We start from the raw sequence: 16,231 nt of genomic DNA, 5'->3' as shown, positions 1-16,231 counted from the left end.
CTGAAAAAAATCGACGGGCCGCGGTCCGTCTCTTTGCCGGACGGAAGCGTGATGACCCGCGCTGACCTGCCGCCCGTCCGGACCCGGCGCTGGGTCGCGTCGCGTAAGGCGGCCGTGGTCATGGCAGTGCTGCATGGGCTGATTACCCGCGACGCCGCGCTGGAGATGTATGCTTTGTCCGCAGATGAATTCGCCGAATGGGATGATGCCGTGCGGCTCCATGGACGTGATGCCTTGAAAACCACTGCGCTACAGCGCTATAGACAACTTAAGGGCGATTGATCTGATTTTCTTCATTCAGTAACCGGGTATTAACGATTGATAGCCAAAGTGACGAGGTCATTAGGAAGCGGAGAGGCCCGATGCGCGTATTGCTGGTTGAAGACGATCCCACCACCTCGAAAAGTATCGAGCTGATGTTGAGCCACGCGAACCTGAACGTCTATTCCACCGACATGGGGGAAGAAGGCATCGATCTGGCCAAGCTCTATGACTATGATCTGATCCTGCTTGACCTGAATCTGCCTGACATGAACGGACATGAGGTGCTGCGCCAACTCCGCCTCGCACGGATCGACACGCCGATCCTGATCCTCTCCGGCGAGGATGACACCGAAAACAAGCTGAAGGGCTTCGGCTTCGGGGCCGACGATTACCTGACCAAGCCGTTCCACCGGGAAGAGCTGGTTGCCCGCATCCACGCCATCATCCGTCGGTCCAAGGGCCATGCCCAGTCGATCATCCGGACCGGGACGATCGCCGTCAACCTCGACGCCAAGACGGTGGACGTCGACGGCAACGCGGTCCACCTGACCGGCAAGGAATACCAGATGCTGGAACTGCTCAGCCTGCGCAAGGGTACGACCCTGACGAAGGAAATGTTCCTGAACCACCTTTACGGCGGCATGGACGAGCCGGAACTGAAGATCATCGACGTTTTCATCTGCAAACTTCGCAAGAAGCTGTCGGAAGCGACCGGCGGCGACAATTTCATCGAAACGGTCTGGGGGCGTGGCTATGTGCTGCGGGACCCGGACGTCCAGGCAGCAAAGGCCCCCATTGCGATCGGCGCTTGAACGGCAGGCGGCAACCGACTGCCCGAATGACGCCATCCCCGACGCTGGACCTCTGACCCGCGTAGCCCTAGATTTCCGACGATCCGCGCGTCCTCGCGCAGTTGACCGGAGTCTGCGGCATGGCGAAATCGACAAGCACGTCCCTTGTGACGCCCGAGGGCGGAAACAATGCCGCCAACGCCCGCTCGGGCAGTCAACCAAGGGCTGATGAAGACAACAATGGTCAGAGCCCGCAGTCGATGAGCGGTCGCGATGCGCAGATGGAGCCTTCGGACGAGGGCGACGAGATCGAGGTCGACGCCCTGATCGAACCCCGTGGGGAACGACCGGACCCTCAAAACATGTCAGCACACGCCGCCGCAGAAGAACTTGCGACGCTCATCAGACTGCTGGACCGGGCAAATCGTGCCTACCATACCGAAGATGATCCGGTTCTGACCGATTCGGACTACGACTCCCTCAAACGTCGCAATCTGGCCCTGGAAGAGGCATTTCCCGACCTGAAGCGACCGGACTCGCCCAGCGATCAGGTCGGTGCCCCCTTGGCGGCAGGCTTTGGAAAGGTCACCCATGCCCAGCGGATGATGTCGCTGTCGAACGGCTTTTCGACAGCGGATATCGTCGAATTCGATCGGGGTGTCCGTCGCTACCTGGGGCTACCGGAAGATGCGCCGTTGCCCTATACCGCAGAGCCCAAGATCGACGGCCTGTCGCTGTCCCTGCGTTACGAAGATGGGGCACTTGTCCAGGCGGCGACGCGCGGCGACGGTGCAGTCGGCGAGAACGTGACTGCAAATGCCCGGACCATCGACACCATTCCCCAAAGGCTGACCGGCGCGCCGAAGGTGCTGGAGGTGCGGGGCGAAGTCTACATGCGGCACGCGGACTTTGCCGCGCTGAATGCGCGGCAGGCAGAGGCGGGTGCAAAGACGTTTGCCAACCCGCGCAATGCTGCGGCTGGATCGTTGCGCCAGTTGGACCCTGCGATCTCGGCAGCGCGGCCACTGGCGTTTTTTGCCTATGCCTGGGGCGAGGTGTCCGCGCCCCTCGCCGACACGCAATTCGGGGCCATCGCGCGCCTGAATGCAGTCGGCTTCGATGTGAACCCGCTGACAACGCTGTGCGAGAGTCCGGCGCAGATGATCGCCCAATACGACCGGATCGCAGCTGACCGGGCGACGCTTGGCTATGACATCGACGGCGTGGTCTACAAGGTCGACGATCTGGGTCTGCAGCGGCGACTTGGCTTCCGGTCCACGACGCCGCGGTGGGCCATTGCGCACAAGTTCCCGGCCGAGAGGGCCTGGACACGTTTGGATGGCATCGACATTCAGGTCGGGCGCACCGGTGCGCTGTCACCGGTCGCGCGGCTCTCTCCAGTCACGGTCGGCGGTGTCGTGGTGTCGAACGCGACGCTGCACAACGAGGATTACATTGCCGGACGCAGCGGTGACGGCACGCCGATCCGCGACGGTCGCGACATTCGCGTCGGTGACTGGGTCGAAGTCTACCGCGCCGGCGACGTCATTCCAAAAATCCGTGATGTGGACCCGTCGCGCCGTCCCACCGACGCGGTGCCCTTTGCCTTTCCGACGCATTGTCCCGAATGCGGATCGGAGGCCGTGCGCGAGGATGGCGATTCCGTCCGGCGCTGCATCGGTGGCCTGATCTGTCCGGCGCAGGCGGTCGAAAAACTGCGTCATTTCGTCAGCCGCGCTGCTTTCGACATCGAAGGGCTGGGTGCAAAGCAGATCGAATATTTCTTCGTGGATGCGCATCTTCCGATCCGGGAACCAGCGGATATCTTTACCCTTGCAACAAGGGACAGGGACACGGTCGCAAGGCTGGAGAACCGCGAAGGATTTGGCAAGACAAGCGTGAAGAACCTCTTTCAAGCGATTGAGGAGAAGAGAAAAATTACCCTGAACCGTCTGATCTTCGCCCTTGGCATCCGCCATGTCGGAGAGGTGGCTGCCGCCGATCTTGCGCAGCATTTCATGACGTGGGACGCATTGGTCGCCGCCGTCGATGCGGCAGGCCCAGCGGCGCAGGCCCATCTGGCGGCGGACGCGGCAGAAGCAGACGAACGGGCCGCTGCCTTGACTGATGGACGGCGAGCAAGCCTCAAGCGGGCGCGCGACGCTGTCTGGGCGGATGTCCCCGAAGTCGCTCGCGCAGCCTGGGCGGACCTGACCGGGATCGAAGGGATCGGCGCGACTGTGGCGGTCGCATTGGTCACGACGTTCCAGCAAAAGGCCGAGCGTGCCTCGATCGACCGGCTGGCGTCGCAGTTGCAGGTGCAGGAGATGGCACCGCGCGCCGCATCCGGCAGCCCGGTCGCTGGCAAGACTGTTGTCTTCACTGGCACGCTCGAAAAGATGACCCGCGCCGAAGCGAAGGCGCGGGCCGAGGCGCTGGGGGCCAAGGTCGCGGGGTCGGTCAGCGCCAGGACGGACCTGCTGATCGCGGGACCGGGGGCCGGGTCGAAGGCGGACAAGGCCGCGGAACTCGGAATCGAAACGATCGATGAAGACGGCTGGCTCGCCATGATCGGTGATGCATGAGCGGGCGTCCAGAGGTCCTGTTTCCCCTGTTCGGTGAACTGACGGCGCTGAAGGGGGTCGGGGCCAAGACGGCGCAACTGATGGCGCAGATCGGCATCGAAAGGCCGCGCGATCTGCTGATGACCTTGCCGCAAGGCGGCATCGACCGCCATCGCCGCGCCAGTATTCGAGAGGTCGTGCCGCCCGCCGTTGTCACGGTCGAGGTGACGGTCGGCGCGCATCATGCGCCTGCGGCGAAGAACCGCCCGTATCGCGTGACCGTCACAGATGCAGAGACGACATTTCAACTGATCTTCTTTCATGCAAGGGGCGACTTTCTGCAAAAGCTGCTGCCGACCGGCCAGCGGCGGGTGGTGTCGGGCCGGATCGAGCTGTTCGATGGGATCGGGCAGATGGCGCATCCGGATCATGTGTTGCCGCTGGACGACGCCGACGACATACCCGCCTTTGAGCCGGTCTATCCGCTGACCGCGGGCATCACGCAGAAACTGATGTACCGCGCGACGCGGGGTGCGCTGGCGCTGGCCCCGGAGCTGGCCGAATGGGTCGACGGTCCGTTGCTGGCGCGTGAAGGCTGGCCCGCGTGGCAGGCGGCGCTGATGGCCGCGCACACGCCGCAGGCAACGACCGATCTGTCGCCCTTGTCGCGCGCCCGCGTTCGGCTTGCCTATGACGAGTTGTTCGCCCACCAACTGACCCTCGCGCTGGCGCGCAGTCGGATGCGGCGCAAGCCGGGGCGTCCGTCGGCGGGGACGGGCGCCTTGCAACGCCGTGTGCTGACAGCGCTTCCCTACAGCCCGACCGGGGCGCAGACCCGCGCCATTGCCGAGATCGCCGGCGACATGGCGGCACCTCATCGCATGAACAGATTGCTGCAGGGCGATGTCGGATCAGGGAAAACGCTGGTTGCGCTGATGGCGTTGCTGATCGCGGTCGAGGCGGGCGGGCAGGGCGTCATGATGGCCCCGACCGAAATTCTGGCGCGCCAGCACCTGGAGGGGCTGCGGCCCCTGGCCCTGCAGGCGGGCGTGCGGCTCGACATCCTGACGGGGCGCGACAAGGGGGGCGAGCGGGCGGCGAAGCTGGCGGCGCTGGCCGACGGGTCGTTGCAGATCCTCGTCGGCACCCACGCGGTCTTTCAAAAGGACGTTGTGTTTCATGACCTGCGACTAGCCGTCATTGACGAACAGCACCGATTTGGTGTGGCACAGCGGATGGAGCTGGGGGCCAAGGGGCAGGCGGTCGATGTCCTTGTCATGACGGCGACGCCGATTCCGCGGTCCTTGAGCCTCGCGCAATACGGCGAAATGGATCAGTCGGTTCTGAACGAAAAGCCGCCCGGTCGCACGCCAGTCACGACCGCGCTGATCAGCACCGATCGGATGGACGAGATGATCGCCAAGCTGCGCGGTGCCGTGGCCGAAGGGCGACAGGCCTATTGGGTCTGCCCGCTGGTCGAGGAATCCGAGACCATCGACATGACTGCCGCCGAACAGCGGTTCAAATCACTGCGCGCGGCCCTTGGCGAAGGCATCGTCGGTCTGGTCCACGGCCAGATGCCCCCGTCCGAGAAGGACGCGGCGATGGCACGCTTTGTCGCCGGGGCAACCAAAGTGCTGGTCGCGACCACCGTGATCGAGGTGGGTGTGAACGTGCCCAATGCCTCCATCATGGTGATCGAGCGGGCAGAGAGTTTCGGACTGGCACAGTTGCACCAGTTGCGCGGCAGGGTCGGGCGCGGGGCCGCCGCCTCCACCTGTCTGCTGCTGTACCAGACCCCGATGAGCGACACGGCGCAACGGCGGCTTACCATCCTGCGCGAGACGGAAGACGGATTCCGGATCGCGGAAGAGGATCTGGCGATCCGCGGAGCAGGTGACATGATCGGCACCGCGCAATCCGGTCTGCCGCGTTTTCGCATCGCTGACCTCGAACGGCAGTCCGCCTTGATGGAATTGGCCCAGTCGGATGCCCGCAAGTTGCTGCACGACGATCCGGAGCTGACTGGAGACCGCGGTCGCGCGGCGCGCGTGCTGTTGTGGCTGATGGAACAGGATCGGGCGATCCGTTTGATTTCTGTGGGCTAATGCCGATGGTAACATTTTGTTCACGAATGTTCTCAAAAAGTTCTTTACAAGTGATTAATGAAATGAGAACAAAGAGGCAACAGAAGGCAATCAGAGGAGAGTCCCCATGGCCGAGGACATCAAGACCGCGATCTACCGCAGCCGCGATACCCTTCTGGCCGACGCGATCGGGGTCGCATCGCTGATCGTCATGCTGTTCGTCGGATTATCGTTGCCTGCGATGATCTGACCTGCCTCGCTTCCCGGCGGCCCTGCGCGCACTGCCTGTCCCACCTCGCACGCGCCGATCTGCCTGTTCCATGCGCGATCACGGGTTGCCTGCCCCGATCGCCCCGTCACCGGGATGCACCACTCGCCGCCGCCACCTGTCCCGGGTGTGCGGCGGCTTTTTTATGTCAGGACATGCGCTTCGTCGAGGGCGGCGAGGGTCGCGTCAAACGTCAGCATGATCGAGGCATGGCGGTTCTTGTAGTCCCGCGCCGGTTCCAGCACGGCAAGGCCGTCGAAGGGGGACGTGGGCACGGGGCCGGCGTCCTTCAGCATCGCAAGCAGTTCATCGCGGCCCCGTTGAACCGTTGCGCGATCCAGTCCGACGATCGCCTGACCTACGACCGAGGCGGCAGCCTGACCCAGCGCACAGGCCTTCACATCTTGGCCATACGCAGCGATGCGCCCATCAGCGACCTTCACGTCCACTGTCACGGTCGAGCCGCAGAGCGGAGAGCGCCTGCGCGCCGTGCCGTCGGGATCGGTGAGGCGCGTGGTATGCGGAATCTCGGACGCCAGCGCCAGGATGCGCGTGGAGTAGAGCTTGATCATGTCGGTCTCGGCGCTCACCGGTTTGCCCTTTCGCTGGTTGCCCCATAGATAGGGCCTGACGCGATGCTTGGAAAGGTTGCCCCGATGTCCTTTGACGCCGCCACCCTGCGCTACAACGATGCAGGACTGATCCCCGTGATCGCGCAGGACGCGACCTCGGGCGAGGTGCTGATGCTGGCCTGGATGAACGCCGAGGCGGTCGCGCGGACGCTCAAGTCCGGCGACGTGACCTACTGGTCACGCTCGCGGTCGGAATTCTGGGTCAAGGGTGCGACGTCCGGCCACGTTCAGAAGCTGATCGAGTTCAGGCTGGATTGCGACCGCGATTGCCTGCTGGTCCAGGTCGATCAGACCGGCCCGGCCTGCCACACCGGGCGTCGGTCCTGCTTCTTTACCAAGGTCGAAGGTGGGTCAGAGATCGTGACGGATGCGCCCATGACTGGCTGAGGACGCCTGCCGCGGGCGAGTTTATCTTGCCAGATGAAGGGGAAGGCCGACCATCCGTCTGATATCGGTCGGTGTTGCCCCCTCGGACCTGTAGGTCGCGATGGCGCGGGCATCGTCACGCTTCGCCAGACGCTTGCCTGCCTCGTCGCGGATCAGGCGGTGATGGTGGTAGACAGGCGTCGGCAGCGTCAGCAGGCGCTGGAGCAGGACGTGGATCGGTGTGGCATCGCGCAGGTCTTCACCGCGCACCACGTCCGTCACGGCCTGCGCCGCGTCATCGAGGACCACCGACAGGTGATAGGACGTGCCCATGTCGCGACGGGACAGGACGACGTCGCCAATGTGGTCGATCAGGTGGTCGCGGGACGTAACAACGGTCTTGCCGTTGTGGTCATGCTCAACGAAATCAATGCCTTTCATGGCTGTCCTCATGTCCAGCCGCAGGGCGCCGTCTGTCGGGATCGAACCGACGCGCGCATGGGTGCGGCAGGTTCCGGGATAGATCACGCCGTCCGGTCCCATCGCGGCACCTTCCTGCGGCGCGCTGGCAGCAGCCAGGATGTCGCGGCGGTTGCAAGTGCAGGGGTAAATCAGACTCCGGTCCCACAGCGACTCGAGAGCCTCGCGGTAAGCTGGCAGGCGGTCGGATTGGCGCATCACCGGCTTCCAGGTCAGGCCCAGCCAGGCGAGGTCGTCAAGGATCTGCGCCTCCCACGCCGGTCGAGATCGGGTGCTGTCGATATCCTCGATCCGCAACAGGAACGTGCCGCCAGCGGCGCGGGCCATGTCATGCGCCAACATGGCGGAATAGGCGTGACCCAAGTGCAGCGGGCCGGTCGGCGACGGGGCGAAGCGGGTGATCAAGCGGGGACGGTTTCCGTCTGCGCCAGCCAGGCGGTCCAATCGGCTTTCGCCCGATCCGTGTAGGCCTTGTAGCGTTCCTTGCGACCTCGGCGTCCGCCCTTGATTCCGCTGCCTTCGAGGGGCGGGAATAGTCCGAAGTTCACGTTCATCGGCTGAAAGGTCTTGGCGTCTGCCCCGCCGGTGATATGCGTCACCAGCGCACCCATCGCAGTCGAATCGGGGACGGGGGCCAGGTCGATGTCATGCGCCTGCGCGATGGCAAGCCGTGCGGCCAACAGACCCATCGCGGCGGATTCGACGTAGCCTTCGACTCCGGTGATCTGACCGGCAAATCGGATGTTGGGCCGCGATTTCAACCGCATCTGCCCGTCCAGCAGGGTCGGAGAGTTGATGAAGGTGTTGCGGTGGATGCCGCCCAGACGCGCAAACTCGGCGGCCTCCAGCCCCGGAATCATCTTGAAAACAACCTTTTGCGCGCCATATTTCATCTTGGTCTGAAAGCCGACGATGTTGTAGAGCGTGCCGAGCGCGTTGTCGCGGCGCAGTTGCACGACCGCGTAGGCCTTGGTGGCCGGGTCATGGGTATTGGTCAGCCCGACAGGCTTCATCGGGCCAAAGCGCAAGGTTTCGCGGCCGCGTTCGGCCATGACCTCGATCGGCAGGCAGCCGTCGAAGTAACCTGCGGTTTCACCTTCCTTGAACTCGGTCTTTTCGGCCGCCAGCAGCGCGTCGATGAATGCCTCGTACTGGTCCTTCGTCATGGGGCAGTTGAGGTAGGCGGTGCGCTCATCCTCTGTCTCGCCCTTGTCGTAGCGGGATTGCATCCAGGCGACGTCCATGTTGACGGTCTCGGCATAGACGATCGGGGCGATGGCGTCGAAGAAGGCAAGTTGATCGGCCCCCGTCTCGACCCGGATCGCCTCGGCCAAGGCACCTGATGTCAGCGGGCCGGTCGCGATGATCCACTGGCCCTGATCGGGCAGGGTGGTGATTTCCTCGTATGAAACCGTGATGTTGGGGTGCGATCTTAAAGCAGAGGTCACACTGGCGGCGAATGGGTCGCGATCCACCGCCAAGGCACCACCGGCAGGCAGGCGATGCTTCTGCGCGGTCTGCATTATCAGCCCGTTGGCCTGACGCATTTCCCAATGCAGCAGCCCGACGGCGTTCTGTTCGTGATCGTCGGACCGGAAGGAGTTGGAACAGACCATCTCGCCCAGATCGCCGGTGCGGTGCGCGAAGGTGCCGACCTTTGGGCGCATCTCATGGATGATGACCCGGAGACCCGCGTTAGCGGCCTGCCAGGCGGCCTCTGATCCGGCCATGCCGCCGCCGACGATGTGCAATTCATGTATCATGCCCGCGATGTAGGACACCGCGGGCGGATTTGCAAAGCCTCAGAAGCCCGGCAGCACGTCCAGCACGCTGCGATTGCTGAATGTCGTGCCACGCGTCGCACCAAAGGCCACCTTGGCGCCGATGCCAAAGAAGCCGACGGAATCGCTTGACCCATCGATATCACCGGTTACGCGGCCGATATGCGCGTAGAATTCCGGGCCGACCGCCAACTCGTACTCTGCCCCGATCGATACCTGGCTGAGCGTGTCGCCGTCGACGTTGTACACATCCGCTTCTCCGATGACCGAGAAGCCGTTGCGCAAGGCATAGCTGCCGTCGAACCCCAGAAGTGTGCCGGTGTCCGTGCCGTCGTCCACACGACCGAGATATCCACCGACGTCGCCGCCCATGAACTCTGTCCCGCCTTCGGCACCAAAGATGTCCGCCGTGGTGCCGTCCAGATCGTCGCGGGCGTAGAAGCCGCCGACCGAAGCTGTCGACGACAGATGATAGGTGCCGTGCAGCGTCACGTTGTTGGAAGTGGTGTCGATGTTGTCGAACTTGTAACCGGCGGCATTGGCCGAGACGCTGAACGTCTGCAGGAAGCCGTATTCGAGGCCGCCCGTATAAGTCGTGCCGCCGAAATCTGACCCGTTCGTCGGGGCATTGTAGGTGATGCCAAGCTCTCCGCCGGTCACGCCTTGCGCCGTTGCGGAGGAGGATGCGACCGCCAGAATGGCGGCAGCCAAAGCTGCTTTATGGTTCATGTTACGCGCCTCAATCTTGTTGTTATGTGCTGAGGGTTTGGCCCCTCTTGCCCGACAGCCTATCGAAAACGAAGCATTCCGACAACAGATCAGGACTGGCAGGGCGGGATTATGCCTCTGCCGGACCGGGGTCTGTGTCTTCCGCGTCACCTTGATCGGCGATCCATGCGACGCTGACGACTTCCTCGCCCTTGGCCGTGTCAAAGACCTTGACCCCGCCGGCACCGCGCGACCGGAAGCTGATCCCGTCCACCGGCACGCGGATCGATTGCCCGGTCGAGGTCACGAGCATGATCTGGTCCGACAGGTCCACGGGGAAGGACGAGACCAGGGCACCGCCGCGCATCGCCTTGTCGGCGGCCATGACGCCCATGCCACCGCGTCCACGCACCGGATAATCGTGGCTGGAGCTGAGCTTGCCAGACCCCTTTGCCGTGATCGTCAGGATCAGGTTTTCGGCCGCCGACATTTCGGCATAGCGTTCCTGCGTGATCAGGCCGGGTGCGACATCATCCTCGTCGTCGGAGACTTCCGCATCGTCCGTCAACCCGGCCATTGCACGACGCATCTTGAGGTAGGCCGCACGTTCCGGTGCATCCGCGTCAAAGTGGCGGATGATCGACATCGACACCACGGTGTCGCTGCCGTTCAACCGGATGCCCCGCACGCCGACCGAGGCGCGCGAGTTGAAGATGCGCACGTCGGTCGCCGGAAAGCGGATCGCGCGGCCGGAGTTCGTGACAAGCATCACGTCGTCGTCGTTGGACGCGATGCGGGCATTTATCAGAATGTTGTCGGCCTGTTCGTCCTCGAACTTCATGGCGATCTTGCCGGCGCGATTCACGTTGGTGAAGTCGGACAGTTTGTTGCGCCGCACCGTGCCTTTCGCGGTGGCAAAGACCACCTGAAGGTCGTCCCAGTCCGATTCGTCACGGTCCACGGGCATGATCGCGGCGATGGACACGCCGGTCTGGATCGGCAGGATGTTGATGATCGCCTTGCCTTTGGCTGTGCGGCTGCCAAGCGGCAACTGCCAGCACTTCAGCTTGTAGGCCATGCCGTCCGTGGTGAAAAACAGCAATTGGGTGTGTGTATTGGCGACGAAGAGGGTGGTGACGACGTCCTCCTCCTTGGTCGCCATCGAGGACAGGCCCTTGCCGCCGCGCCGCTGCTGGCGGAAATCGGTCAGTGCCGTGCGCTTGATGTAGCCGCCAGAGGTGACGGTGACGACCATCTCCTCGCGCTCGATCAGGTCCTCGTCGTCCATGTCGGCGGCCCAGTCGACGATTTCCGACCGGCGGGGGACGGCGAATTGGGTCTTCACCTCGTTCAATTCGTCGCGGATGATCTGCATGATCCGGTCGCGGCTGCCTAGGATTTCAAGGTAATCACGAATCTTGGCGGCCAGCTCCTTCAGTTCGTCCGTGACTTCCTTCACGCCAATCTGCGTCAGGCGTTGCAGACGCAACTCGAGGATCGCGCGGGCCTGCACCTCGCTCAGGTTGTAGGTGCCGTCTTCATTGGCCGTATGGGTCGGGTCATCGATCAGCGCGATATATTCGAGGATGTCGCGCGCCGGCCACCGGCGGGTCATCAACGCCTCGCGCGCCTCGCCGGCGTCGGCCGATTGGCGGATCGTGGCCACGATTTCGTCGATGTTCGTGACAGCGACGGCCAGGCCGCACAGGATATGCGACCGTTCGCGCGCCTTGCGCAACTCGAACGCCGTGCGACGGGCAACGACATCCTCGCGGAAATCGACGAAGGCGGTCAGAAAACGGCGTAGCGTCAGCGTTTCGGGTCGTCCGCCGTTCAGCGCCAGCATGTTGCAGGCAAAGTTCGTCTGCATCGGGGTGAAGCGGAAGAGCTGGTTCAGCACGACCTCGGCGGTTGCGTCACGCTTCAGCTCCACGACGACGCGGACGCCGTTGCGATCGGATTCGTCCTGGACGTGGGCGATGCCTTCGATCCGCTTTTCGCGGGCCGCTTCGGCGATGCGGTCGATCATCGCGGCCTTGTTCACTTGATAGGGCACGTCGTCAATGACGATCGCCCAGCGGTCCTTGCGGATTTCCTCGGTATGGGTGCGCGAGCGCATGATGACGGACCCGCGACCTTCGAGATAGGCCTTGCGCGCGCCGGATCGACCCATGATCTGCCCGCCGGTGGGAAAGTCGGGAGCGGGGATGAATTCGATCAACTCTTCGCTGGTCAGATCGGGATTGTCGATCAACGCGAGGGTCGCATCGATGACTTCGCCCAGATTGTGAGGCGGAATGTTGGTCGCCATGCCGACTGCGATGCCGCCCGCGCCGTTGACCAGCATGTTGGGATATTTCGCAGGCAGGACAGTGGGTTCGCGGTCCTTGCCGTCATAGTTGAACTGGAAATCGACGGTGTCCTTGTCGATATCGTCCAGCAGGTAATTGGCGACCTTGCGCATCCGCACTTCGGTGTAGCGATAGGCGGCGGCCTTGTCCCCGTCCATCGACCCGAAGTTGCCCTGTCCGTCGAGCAGCACCAGCGACATGGAAAAATTCTGCGCCATCCGCACCAGCGCGTCATAGATCGCAGAATCGCCGTGCGGGTGATACTTGCCCATCGTCTCGGCCACCGGGCGCGACGATTTGCGGTAGGGTTTGTCGAACGTGTTGTTGGTGTCGTGCATCGCATAAAGGATGCGCCTGTGCACCGGCTTCAGCCCATCGCGCAGGTCGGGAATGGCACGGCTGACGATGACCGACATGGCGTAGTCGAGATAGGCCGTCTTGAGCTCGTGTTCGATGGTGACCTGCGGGCCGTCATAAGTCCACTTGGGAGTGGCGTTTTCGTCATCGTTTTCAGGGGTTTCCGGTGTATCGTTCACGTGATGACCTTCTGCGATGCGACGTCTAGATTTGGTTTTCCGCACCATACCAGATACCTGATCTGGTGCGCAACGCCTGATGCCCGGATGCATTGGCAGCCACGGGTATGATCTGCCAACAAATTGTTTTCATTGACTTTTAATCGACGTGTGGAATCGTGGGCCGTGGGGGATCAGGCTAGGAGAGCGCGATGACGATCGAGACCGAACTGATGCTGAAGGGCTATGGGCTGACCACGGCGGAGATGACTTTTCACATGCCGGACTATCCCCACGTTCTGAATACCTACATCTGGCAGGATTACGACCTTGCGCCCGATCATGACCGCCTGCTCCGATTCATCGGCTTCTGGCGCGACACGCTGGAAGGGCCGTTGCATTCGGTCCGCTACGTGCATCGCAAGCTGATCGCACCGAACGAATGGCGCAACGTGGTGGGCGAATTTCACTATCATTGAGGGGGCAAATGACTTGTGAAAGGTCGGATTGGGGCGCTGCCCTAAACCCCGGGATTCCGCCGACCAAAAGAAGGTCAGACGTCAGGCATGGCTGCGGGTAGGCCGATCGAAGACGCGGCGGCCGAGAAGGGAGGCGGTGAGGTCCACCATCAGCGACGCGGTCTTGCCCCGGTCGTCGAGAAACGGGTTCAACTCGACAAGGTCGAGGGAGGTGACGAGGCCGCTGTCGCACAGCATCTCCATCACCAGATGGCCTTCGCGCACCGTGGCACCGCCGGGCACCGTCGTGCCGACGGCCGGGGCGACCGAGGGATCGAGGAAGTCCACGTCGAGGCTGACGTGCAGCATGCCATTTGCAGCCTGCACCCTGTCGAGGAACGCAGCCAGGGGTGTGCGTATCCCGGTTTCATCGATCACCCGCATGTCGACCACGTCGACGTTCATGTCCAGCAAAGCCGCGTGTTCGGCACCGTCCACCGATCGCAGGCCGATCATGCAGATGTTGGCGGGATCGACGCGGGCGGGCAGGGGCGGAAAGGCCTCGAAGCCGTCGCGCCCGATGACGTAGCCGACCGGCGTGCCGTGCAGATTGCCGCTGTCGGTCGTGTTCGGCGTGTGGATGTCGCTATGGGCGTCAAGCCAAAGGGCGTAGAACGGGCGTGCTTGCGCCTGCGCATGGGCGGCCATGCCTGCAACACTGCCCAGAGCGAGGGCGTGATCGCCGCCCAGAAAGATCGGCAGGCCACGGGGGGCGGCCTCTTGGGCGGCGTCCAGCAGGGTTTGCGTCCAGCCGACGTTTTCGGCCAGGGCGTGAACCCGGGGATTGGCGTGGGGCGCGATCTCGACCGGCGCGGGCATGAGGTTGCCCAGATCCTCGACCGTGTGACCCAGCGCCACGATCGCTTCGGACAGACCGGCGGTGCGATAGGCGTCCGGGCCCATCAGACAGCCGCGTCGACGCTTGCCGCAATCGACGGGGGCACCGATGAGGATGCAGTGAATCTTGGACATGGGTTGACCTTTCAGGTGCGGACGCGGGCGGCGGCGATCCAGACGATGATCAATGCAGCCGAGAAAAGTGCGTTCCAACTGGCCATCGACAGGGAGAAAAGTTCCCAGCTGACCTGATCGCACATGATCAGGCGGGGACCGTCGGTGGACAGAAGATCGCCGGACAGCGCCCCGCCGCCTCCGCCGGTGCAGGACGCGGGGCCGGGCCACCAGCCCTTTTCCACCCCGGTATGAAAGACACCAATGCCGGCGGTGGTGGCAGTCGCGAGTGCCCCCAGCAAGGGCAGTGCCCGGCCGGGCAGGGCCAGCGCAACAAGACCGATCACGATGGCGGCCGCATGCGGCCAGCGCTGCCAGAGGCACATCGCGCAGGGCAGGTAGCCGAAGAACTGAAAGATGAAGGCCCCGGCCAGCAGAAGGGCAGAGCCGCCGGCGGCGATCAGGATCAGGGTGTTGCGCATCAGACGACCTTGACCAGGGCGAAGCCGCCAACAAGCAGCCCGCAGAAGAGGGTGAAGACGAGGCCGAGACGCCGCTCGATGAAATCCTGGATCGGCGCGCCAAAGCGCCAGAGCAGGGCCGCGACGAGAAAGAAGCGAAAGGCCCGCGCGATGATGGAGGCGAGAATGAACACCGGCAGCGACAGGCCGGTGGCCCCCGAGGCGATGGTGATGACCTTGAACGGGAAGGGCGTGATGCCCGCGACCAAAACAGCCCAGGCCCCCCAGTCGTTGTAGGTGACCGCAAAGGTGTCGAAGTCTGCGCCCTTGCCATAGAAATCGAGGACGGGGCGGCCGACGGATTCGAACAGAGCCGCACCGATGTAATAGCCAAGCAGCGCGCCCAGAACCGACGCCACGGTGGCGACGCCGGCGATCAGGAGAGCGCGGCGCGGTCGGGCGATGATCATCGGGATCATAAGCACGTCCGGCGGGATGGGAAACACGCTGCTTTCGACAAAACTGACAAAAGCCAGCGCCCACAGCGCCTGCGGCGTGCGCGACAGTGGCATCGTCCAGTCGTAAAGGCGGCGGATCATGCAGGTTTCCCGTGGCGTCGCCGGGGTTAGGCCACGGAACCGGCCGGGGCGTCAAGCCGCCCGTCGCGCGGCTGCATTTTTGCGCATTGCAGCGACGCGGTGTCGCACTAACCTCATGCTCACAGAAGCGAGAGGATCACGCGATGAAATGGCAGGGGCGGCGTGTCAGCCGGAACATCGAGCGGCGCAGCGGCGGTGGCGGGCGGGCGATTGGAGGGATCGGCGGTGTCGGTGGTATTCTTATCCTTCTGCTGGGGTGGTATTTCGGCGTCGATGTGTCGGGCATCGTGGGCGGCGGCACCGGATCGCAGCAGGTCGATACTGGACCGATCACCGCAGCGGACCCGGAGGTCGAACAGTTCGTCGGTGTCCTCCTGGCCGATACCGAGGATGTCTGGGCGATGATTTTCGATCAACAGGTCGACGGTCCGTACAATCCCCCGACGCTGGTGCTGTTCGACGGGACGACACGCTCTGCCTGTGGCGCGGCCAGTGCGCAGACCGGCCCGTTCTATTGCCCTGCGGATCAGGACGTCTATCTTGACACGGCGTTCTTTCGCACCTTGCAGCAACAACTGGGTGCCGGTGGCGATTTTGCCGCCGCCTATGTCATCGCCCATGAGGTCGGCCATCACATTCAGGACGAGTTGGGCATCCTGGGGCAGACCAGCCGCATGCGCGCACAGATGAGTGCGGAGGAATCGAATGCGCTGTCAGTGCGGGTCGAGTTGCAGGCCGATTGCTATGCGGGCATCTGGGCGCAGGGCACCCAACGCATGAGCGCCACGCTGGAGCCCGGCGATATCGAGGAAGCGATGAACGCTGCCGCCCGGATCGGTGACGACGCCCTGCAGCGCAACGCCGGGCAGGCCGTCAGTCCCGACAGCTTTACCCA

Annotated in this window: 16 protein-coding genes; 8 read left to right on the top strand and 8 right to left on the bottom strand. The window is 63.5% G+C overall.

Features of this window, described 5'->3' with window-relative positions; genetic code table 11:
* From ACOI1H_RS18410 to ACOI1H_RS18390, 5 genes are all read left to right on the top strand, one after another.
* Positions 1–282: DUF1153 domain-containing protein (locus tag ACOI1H_RS18410; RefSeq protein ID WP_422439289.1), on the top strand; the 282-nt coding region annotated here is incomplete at its 5' end.
* A gap of 80 nt (positions 283–362) precedes the next feature.
* On the top strand, positions 363–1,076 hold the full coding sequence (gene ctrA / locus ACOI1H_RS18405) for a response regulator transcription factor CtrA (RefSeq protein WP_422439288.1): 714 nt from the start codon (positions 363–365) through the stop codon (positions 1,074–1,076).
* Positions 1,077–1,417: 341 nt separating this feature from the next.
* A complete protein-coding gene (gene ligA, locus ACOI1H_RS18400; protein WP_422439291.1) occupies positions 1,418–3,640 on the top strand; it encodes an NAD-dependent DNA ligase LigA in 2,223 nt (740 codons plus the stop codon).
* On the top strand, positions 3,637–5,727 hold the full coding sequence (gene recG / locus ACOI1H_RS18395; RefSeq protein WP_422439287.1) for an ATP-dependent DNA helicase RecG: 2,091 nt from the start codon (positions 3,637–3,639) through the stop codon (positions 5,725–5,727). The genes ligA and recG overlap by 4 nt, the downstream gene beginning before the upstream one ends.
* A gap of 106 nt (positions 5,728–5,833) precedes the next feature.
* Positions 5,834–5,956 carry a hypothetical protein gene (locus ACOI1H_RS18390; protein WP_422439286.1) on the top strand — a complete coding sequence of 41 codons (123 nt, stop codon included), beginning with the start codon at positions 5,834–5,836 and terminating at the stop codon, positions 5,954–5,956.
* A 161-nt stretch (positions 5,957–6,117) separates the two neighbouring features.
* On the opposite strand, the gene ACOI1H_RS18385 is transcribed toward ACOI1H_RS18390, so the two are convergent.
* The gene (locus ACOI1H_RS18385) at positions 6,118–6,564 is read right to left on the bottom strand and encodes an iron-sulfur cluster assembly scaffold protein (RefSeq protein ID WP_422439285.1); all 447 of its coding nucleotides are present in this window, start codon (positions 6,562–6,564) and stop codon (positions 6,118–6,120) included.
* A 66-nt stretch (positions 6,565–6,630) separates the two neighbouring features.
* On the opposite strand from ACOI1H_RS18385, the gene hisI reads away from it, so the two are divergent.
* Complete coding sequence (gene hisI, locus ACOI1H_RS18380; protein WP_422439284.1) at positions 6,631–6,993, top strand: phosphoribosyl-AMP cyclohydrolase; 363 nt, start codon at positions 6,631–6,633, stop codon at positions 6,991–6,993.
* 21 nt (positions 6,994–7,014) lie between these two features.
* Here the strand turns inward: hisI and gluQRS are convergent, their stop codons facing one another.
* The 4 genes from gluQRS to gyrA form a co-directional block, all read right to left on the bottom strand.
* Positions 7,015–7,857, bottom strand: coding sequence for a tRNA glutamyl-Q(34) synthetase GluQRS (gene gluQRS, locus ACOI1H_RS18375; RefSeq protein ID WP_422439283.1), 843 nt, complete (start codon positions 7,855–7,857; stop codon positions 7,015–7,017).
* The gene (gene trmFO / locus ACOI1H_RS18370) at positions 7,854–9,215 is read right to left on the bottom strand and encodes a methylenetetrahydrofolate--tRNA-(uracil(54)-C(5))-methyltransferase (FADH(2)-oxidizing) TrmFO (RefSeq protein ID WP_422439282.1); all 1,362 of its coding nucleotides are present in this window, start codon (positions 9,213–9,215) and stop codon (positions 7,854–7,856) included. The genes gluQRS and trmFO overlap by 4 nt, the downstream gene beginning before the upstream one ends.
* Positions 9,216–9,254: 39 nt before the next feature.
* Positions 9,255–9,962: a hypothetical protein gene (locus ACOI1H_RS18365; protein WP_422439281.1), complete on the bottom strand. Its 708-nt coding sequence runs from the start codon at positions 9,960–9,962 to the stop codon at positions 9,255–9,257.
* Between the two features lie 109 nt (positions 9,963–10,071).
* Complete coding sequence (gene gyrA, locus ACOI1H_RS18360; RefSeq protein WP_422439280.1) at positions 10,072–12,828, bottom strand: DNA gyrase subunit A; 2,757 nt, start codon at positions 12,826–12,828, stop codon at positions 10,072–10,074.
* A 191-nt stretch (positions 12,829–13,019) separates the two neighbouring features.
* Between gyrA and ACOI1H_RS18355 the strand changes: the two genes are divergently transcribed.
* Positions 13,020–13,286 (top strand): usg protein, encoded by a 267-nt coding sequence (locus tag ACOI1H_RS18355; protein WP_422439279.1) that lies wholly within the window; start codon positions 13,020–13,022, stop codon positions 13,284–13,286.
* Between the two features lie 81 nt (positions 13,287–13,367).
* Here the strand turns inward: ACOI1H_RS18355 and rocF are convergent, their stop codons facing one another.
* Genes rocF through ACOI1H_RS18340 form a run of 3 tightly spaced genes read right to left on the bottom strand, consistent with a single transcriptional unit; the run spans position 13,368 to position 15,336 of the window.
* Positions 13,368–14,297, bottom strand: coding sequence for an arginase (gene rocF, locus ACOI1H_RS18350; protein ID WP_422439278.1), 930 nt, complete (start codon positions 14,295–14,297; stop codon positions 13,368–13,370).
* Between the two features lie 11 nt (positions 14,298–14,308).
* Positions 14,309–14,761, bottom strand: coding sequence for a disulfide bond formation protein B (locus ACOI1H_RS18345; protein WP_422439290.1), 453 nt, complete (start codon positions 14,759–14,761; stop codon positions 14,309–14,311).
* Positions 14,758–15,336 (bottom strand): YqaA family protein, encoded by a 579-nt coding sequence (locus ACOI1H_RS18340; protein ID WP_422439277.1) that lies wholly within the window; start codon positions 15,334–15,336, stop codon positions 14,758–14,760. Before ACOI1H_RS18340 ends, ACOI1H_RS18345 begins: the two co-directional genes overlap by 4 nt.
* A gap of 143 nt (positions 15,337–15,479) precedes the next feature.
* Here ACOI1H_RS18340 and ACOI1H_RS18335 point away from each other — a divergent pair.
* On the top strand, positions 15,480–16,231 hold a 752-nt coding region (locus ACOI1H_RS18335; protein ID WP_422439276.1), incomplete at its 3' end, for a neutral zinc metallopeptidase.

It is taken from the genome of Loktanella sp. DJP18 (assembly GCF_049310965.1).
GTDB lineage: Bacteria > Pseudomonadota > Alphaproteobacteria > Rhodobacterales > Rhodobacteraceae > Loktanella.
The sequence above is the reverse complement of the archived record's forward strand: the minus strand, read 5'-3'. Positions and strand labels throughout refer to the sequence as shown.

Bases quoted from the DNA above. Each gene is read 5' to 3' on its own strand.
- ctrA (WP_422439288.1), top strand. From the start codon at position 363: ATGCGCGTATTGCTGGTTGAAGACGATCCCACCACCTCGAAAAGTATC.
- ligA (WP_422439291.1), top strand. From the start codon at position 1,418: ATGTCAGCACACGCCGCCGCAGAAGAACTTGCGACGCTCATCAGACTG.
- recG (WP_422439287.1), top strand. From the start codon at position 3,637: ATGAGCGGGCGTCCAGAGGTCCTGTTTCCCCTGTTCGGTGAACTGACG.
- ACOI1H_RS18390 (WP_422439286.1), top strand. From the start codon at position 5,834: ATGGCCGAGGACATCAAGACCGCGATCTACCGCAGCCGCGATACCCTT.
- hisI (WP_422439284.1), top strand. From the start codon at position 6,631: ATGTCCTTTGACGCCGCCACCCTGCGCTACAACGATGCAGGACTGATC.
- trmFO (WP_422439282.1), bottom strand. From the start codon at position 9,215: ATGATACATGAATTGCACATCGTCGGCGGCGGCATGGCCGGATCAGAG.
- ACOI1H_RS18365 (WP_422439281.1), bottom strand. From the start codon at position 9,962: ATGAACCATAAAGCAGCTTTGGCTGCCGCCATTCTGGCGGTCGCATCC.
- ACOI1H_RS18355 (WP_422439279.1), top strand. From the start codon at position 13,020: ATGACGATCGAGACCGAACTGATGCTGAAGGGCTATGGGCTGACCACG.
- rocF (WP_422439278.1), bottom strand. From the start codon at position 14,297: ATGTCCAAGATTCACTGCATCCTCATCGGTGCCCCCGTCGATTGCGGC.
- ACOI1H_RS18340 (WP_422439277.1), bottom strand. From the start codon at position 15,336: ATGATCCGCCGCCTTTACGACTGGACGATGCCACTGTCGCGCACGCCG.